Consider the following 4,643-nt stretch of genomic DNA (forward strand, 5'->3'; position numbering starts at 1 on the left):
CAAGCTGACTCGCTGATTAAAATTTCGCGGATCTGGGCCGATTTTTTTCCCGCAAACACATCGAATCAGCCTATTTAGGCTATTTTTTCGCCATTTCTGGCGTTATTTCCGGTTTTTACTGAGATCTCTCCCACTGACGTATCATTTGGTCCACCCGAAACAGGTTGGCCAGGGTGAATAACATCGCCAGTTGGTTATCGTTTTTCAGCAACCCCTTGTATCTGGCTTTCACGAAGCCGAACTGTCGCTTGATGATGCGAAACGGGTGCTCCACCTTGGCCCGGATGCTGGCTTTCATGTATTCGATGTTGATGGCCGTTTTGTTCTTGCGTGGATGCTGTTTCAAGGTTCTTACCTTGCCGGGGCGCTCGGCGATCAGCCAGTCCACATCCACCTCGGCCAGCTCCTCGCGCTGTGGCGCCCCTTGGTAGCCGGCATCGGCTGAGACAAATTGCTCCTCTCCATGCAGCAGATTACCCAGCTGATTGAGGTCATGCTCGTTGGCCGCGGTGGTGACTAGGCTGTGGGTCAGGCCACTCTTGGCATCGACACCAATGTGGGCCTTCATGCCAAAGTGCCACTGATTGCCTTTCTTGGTCTGATGCATCTGCGGATCGCGTTGCTGCTCTTTGTTCTTGGTAGAGCTGGGTGCCTCAATGATGGTGGCATCGACCAAGGTGCCTTGGGTCATCATGACGCCTGCTTCGGCCAGCCAGCGATTGATGGTCTTGAACAATTGGCGGGCCAGTTGATGCTGCTCCAGCAGGTGGCGGAAATTCATGATGGTGGTGCGGTCCGGCAAGGCGCTATCCAGGGATAACCGGGCAAACAGACGGATGGAGGCGATTTCGTACAGAGCATCTTCCATGGCACCGTCGCTCAGGTTGTACCAATGCTGCATGCAGTGAATACGCAGCATGGTCTCCAGCGGATAGGGCCGTCGGCCATTGCCCGCCTTGGGATAAAACGGCTCGATGACAGCGGTCATATTCTGCCATGGCAGAATCTGCTCCATGCGGGAGAGGAAAATCTCTTTTCGGGTCTGACGGCGCTTAGTGCTGAATTCACTATCGGCGAAGGTGAGTTGATAGCTCATGATGTCCCTCTGGGATGCGCTCCGGATGAACATGATGATCTCATATCAGGAACTTGTTCGCACCTTCCTGAGAAGATCCTAGCCTTTGGGGCCTTCTAACTGAAACGCCGTCATGATAACCGGGTACGGGGGATAGGGTTGTTAATGGTCTACTCAACAACGATTGGCCACAAGACACTTTGCTGCAATTCGGGTTCTACGCTTCACCTGATATTCAAACCGACATTCGCTGCATTATGTCAGCTGGAAGCAATGCAGGGAGGTGGCCAGCGATCTGCGCTGTATCTATGGCGGCGCCCCCCTGGCCGAAGCCGAGCTGGCACTGAGCAAGTTTGCGGCTACGTGGGACGAGGAGCACCCCAGCATCGGTCGCTCGTTGGCCAACAACTGTGAGCGGATATGCGTGTTCTTTGACTATGCACTGTAGATCCGTAAGGTGCTCTACACCACTCACGCCATTGAATCCCTCAACGCCTCGCTGCGGAAAGTCACCAAGCCTCGGGCGGCGCTCATTCCCAATGGACGAGTCGGTGATGAAGGTGCTGTACCTAGCCCTGCACCAGATAGCGAAGAAATGGACCATGCCCATCTGTGATTGGAAACTGGCCATGACGCAATTCATGATCCTTTTCGGCGAGCGGCTCGGACAGTGATTAGCCGCCAGTTACACAGAAAGATTTACAATCTCAGATATGGCAAAAGAAACGGGACAGGTAAGCGATGACGGTCTGCACGAGATAAGACCTCTGCTCTCCCCCTGGTGCTGACCAACCGGCAGCCCTGATCGAAGCATGATGCGAGTTCAAGATATCGGCATAATCACAAGATAACGATTGGGCTGAAGCACTCACGTCGTGCACTAGTCCACCATCTGTCTAATCAATTCGACCTGGACATTTGCCAAGTCCACGGTGGACAGGAGAATTCAAACCAGGTCAATTTTTCGTAAGAACAACCGCAACAGGGACAACTGAGACCTTTGCCGCCCATCAACTGGACACCGACCAAGCTCATCTTGATCCTTCGCCTAGGATTATTGCCGGCCTTTTCCACGTCACGCCATGGATACAATTCCTTTTGCTGCTCGTTCTTAGTCATGTTGTCCTTAGGTCACATCAAGCGGGATCTTGCGGTTCCGGTACATGGACCATTAACTCCCCCACCGTACAGCCAAAGTAGTTACACAAGGCATCGACTGCAGCAGTGGTAGTGGAATGGCGGTTGGCCGGATTCTGCATTTTTGACAGTGATGTTCTGTTGACACCAGTTTTCTCTGCGACCTCGATGAGCGTGATTTTGCGTTGCTCCCGAAACTCCTTCTCCGCGATCAGTTCCTTCAGCCGAAATCGGATCATAAAACTCCTAAAGAAATATATTTCAAAAATAACACCAAATGTTCTTTGACAGAACACGCAAATCACCCTAATGTTCCCTCATAGAACATTAAATCCATGTGGGAACAATGAGGTGCTCTATGAACAAAACATTGCTTACTGCGGACGAACTTGCTGAACGAATCAAGTTTAGCGCAGCTTACATCAATCATGGGCTCAAAAACACAGTGTTCTTGGAGGGTACCCACTACATCCGACCTTTTGGCGGACGGAAAGTCTTCTACATCTGGGAAGCGATCGAGCAGGAGATGTACAAGCCGAGTAACCGTCAGCTGTCGATGATTCCGATGGCCAACGGAGGTGTATGCCGTGGGTAGCATCCGAAGCCGAGATGGCAAACTCTTTTTCGATTTCCACTACCAACAGGTGCGCTGCCGCGAGCAGACCATGCTTAAGGACACCAAGCTCAACCGTAGTCGACTCGAAAAAGTCATGGAGGAGATAGAAGGAGCGATCCGTCTGGGGCGATTCATCTATCGCGATTACTTTCCCAGCAGCAAACGCTGTGCAGAATTTGAGCGACTCGACCAAGAAACAAAAGAGCTGATCACCCGTTCACCGTTAACGCCGCAGCTAGTCGGCAATATGCCAACCTTCGCTGCGTTCAGCCAACAATGGATGGCGGAAAATGAAGCATTTTGGAAGACAAGTCATAGCCTCAACATCAACTCGATTTTTGAGCGCTACTTGTTGCCAAATTTCGGCTCTCAGCCAATCGATACGATCTCTCGTGCGGACATACTGAACTTTAGGGGCCGACTGGGCAAAGGATATACAGCCAGCAAGCGCAGCATCACCAATGACCGCATCAATCACATCATGACGCCGTTGCGATGTGTATTTAACGAGGCGGCGTTGCGTTGTGATTTTGAAAATCCGTTCCAGAACATTCGCCCACTGAAAATCAACAGAGGGTCAATTGAACCATTTTCTTTGGCCGAGGTTCGCACTTTTCTGGCCGGGGTACGTGCAGACTATCAACCTTACTATACAGTTCGCTTTTTCACCGGTATGCGTACAGCGGAGATAGATGGTCTGCTCTGGCGCTACGTGGACTTCAATAAGCGGCAGATCCTGATCGAACAAGCCTTGGTCAATGGCAAAGTCGAAACACCGAAAACCCAATCATCCTATCGAGCTATTCAAATGTCAGAGCCTGTCTATCAGGCATTGCTCAAACAGCGTGAAGCCACCCGCCACTATGATTATGTCTTTTGCAATGAAGCCGGCAATCCACTGGATCATCGCAATGTCACCAAGCGCATCTGGTACCCCACCCTGCTCGTGCTGGGTTTGACTCGGCGGAGGCCATACCAGACCCGCCACACCACAGCAACACTCTGGCTGGCCTCCGGAGAAAGCCCCGAGTGGATAGCCCAACAACTCGGGCACAGCACCACCAAGATGCTGTTTGAGGTCTACAGCCGTTTTATACCTAATGCGACACGCCAGGACGGCAGTGCCTTCAATTCGCTGATTGCATCAACCTGAGCATTGGAGAATGATGATGAAACAACTCTGCTGGTTAACTAGGATCGAGCGCAGCGGCCACTTGCCCATTACGGTCTGCGAACTACTTTACGGCAACGACCCCATACAGGCCCTTTTGACGGCCGATACTGCATCTAGATATCCTTATGAAAGTGGGCTTGTCGAAATCAGCTATGAGACCAACCGACAAGGACACATCATCATTGATGCGCTGGTAGCTGTTCCAGCCAGGATCAGCTACGAACTGTATTCCAATGCTATCAGCCGGCTCAACAGAGGCCGCTTGCCGCTACTGACTCGATTCGTTGGGTTACTGGGATTTATCACAGATCCTTGCCTGCAGCGGTTTGTGTCCTACTGGTCGACACAGCCCGAGCAATTCAACGCCTTCATTACCATGCCGGCCAGCTACCAAGACCATCATGCCTTCCCTCACGGCCTGTTGGTCCACAGTCTCGAGGTGGCTGAATTGGCATATAGTAATGCACTGCGCTTGCATCATTCGGCCAAGGAGTGTCAGTTGGCGCTTGTTGCTGGATTATTCCATGACCTGGGCAAGATCTATAGCCAAACAGAAGCAGGGATCCATCATGTACAGGATCTTTAGCTACAACCAATTGAAATAGATAGAAAAAAGGCTTCGTTTGTGATCTGATTTAATC

5 protein-coding genes and 1 pseudogene are annotated in these 4,643 nt (G+C 51.5%); 4 read left to right on the plus strand and 2 right to left on the minus strand.

Going from position 1 to position 4,643, the window contains the following annotated elements:
• Window positions 1–115: 115 nt before the first annotated feature.
• Window positions 116–1,096, minus strand: coding sequence for an IS5-like element ISKpn26 family transposase (locus OKB81_RS19395; RefSeq protein ID WP_270805385.1), 981 nt, complete (start codon window positions 1,094–1,096; stop codon window positions 116–118).
• 220 nt (window positions 1,097–1,316) lie between these two features.
• Between OKB81_RS19395 and OKB81_RS19400 the strand changes: the two are divergent.
• Window positions 1,317–1,749 (plus strand): annotated as a pseudogene (locus tag OKB81_RS19400) (transposase); the annotation flags it as partial.
• Between the two features lie 462 nt (window positions 1,750–2,211).
• Here the strand turns inward: OKB81_RS19400 and OKB81_RS19405 are convergent.
• Window positions 2,212–2,451, minus strand: a complete 240-nt coding sequence (locus OKB81_RS19405; protein WP_270805386.1) for a helix-turn-helix domain-containing protein — start codon at window positions 2,449–2,451, stop codon at window positions 2,212–2,214.
• A 119-nt stretch (window positions 2,452–2,570) separates the two neighbouring features.
• Here OKB81_RS19405 and OKB81_RS19410 point away from each other — a divergent pair, with 119 nt between their 5' ends.
• From OKB81_RS19410 to OKB81_RS19420, 3 genes are read left to right on the plus strand one after another with little or no spacing between them, the layout of a single operon-like run.
• Complete coding sequence (locus OKB81_RS19410; RefSeq protein WP_270805387.1) at window positions 2,571–2,807, plus strand: hypothetical protein; 237 nt, start codon at window positions 2,571–2,573, stop codon at window positions 2,805–2,807.
• Window positions 2,800–3,981: an Arm DNA-binding domain-containing protein gene (locus OKB81_RS19415; RefSeq protein WP_270805388.1), complete on the plus strand. Its 1,182-nt coding sequence runs from the start codon at window positions 2,800–2,802 to the stop codon at window positions 3,979–3,981. The genes OKB81_RS19410 and OKB81_RS19415 overlap by 8 nt, the downstream gene beginning before the upstream one ends.
• A gap of 16 nt (window positions 3,982–3,997) precedes the next feature.
• Window positions 3,998–4,588, plus strand: coding sequence for an HD domain-containing protein (locus tag OKB81_RS19420; RefSeq protein ID WP_270805389.1), 591 nt, complete (start codon window positions 3,998–4,000; stop codon window positions 4,586–4,588).
• The last annotated feature ends 55 nt before the right edge of the window (window positions 4,589–4,643 follow it).

Origin of the sequence: Aeromonas sp. QDB56, assembly GCF_027705505.1 — a bacterium.
GTDB lineage: Bacteria > Pseudomonadota > Gammaproteobacteria > Enterobacterales > Aeromonadaceae > Aeromonas > Aeromonas caviae.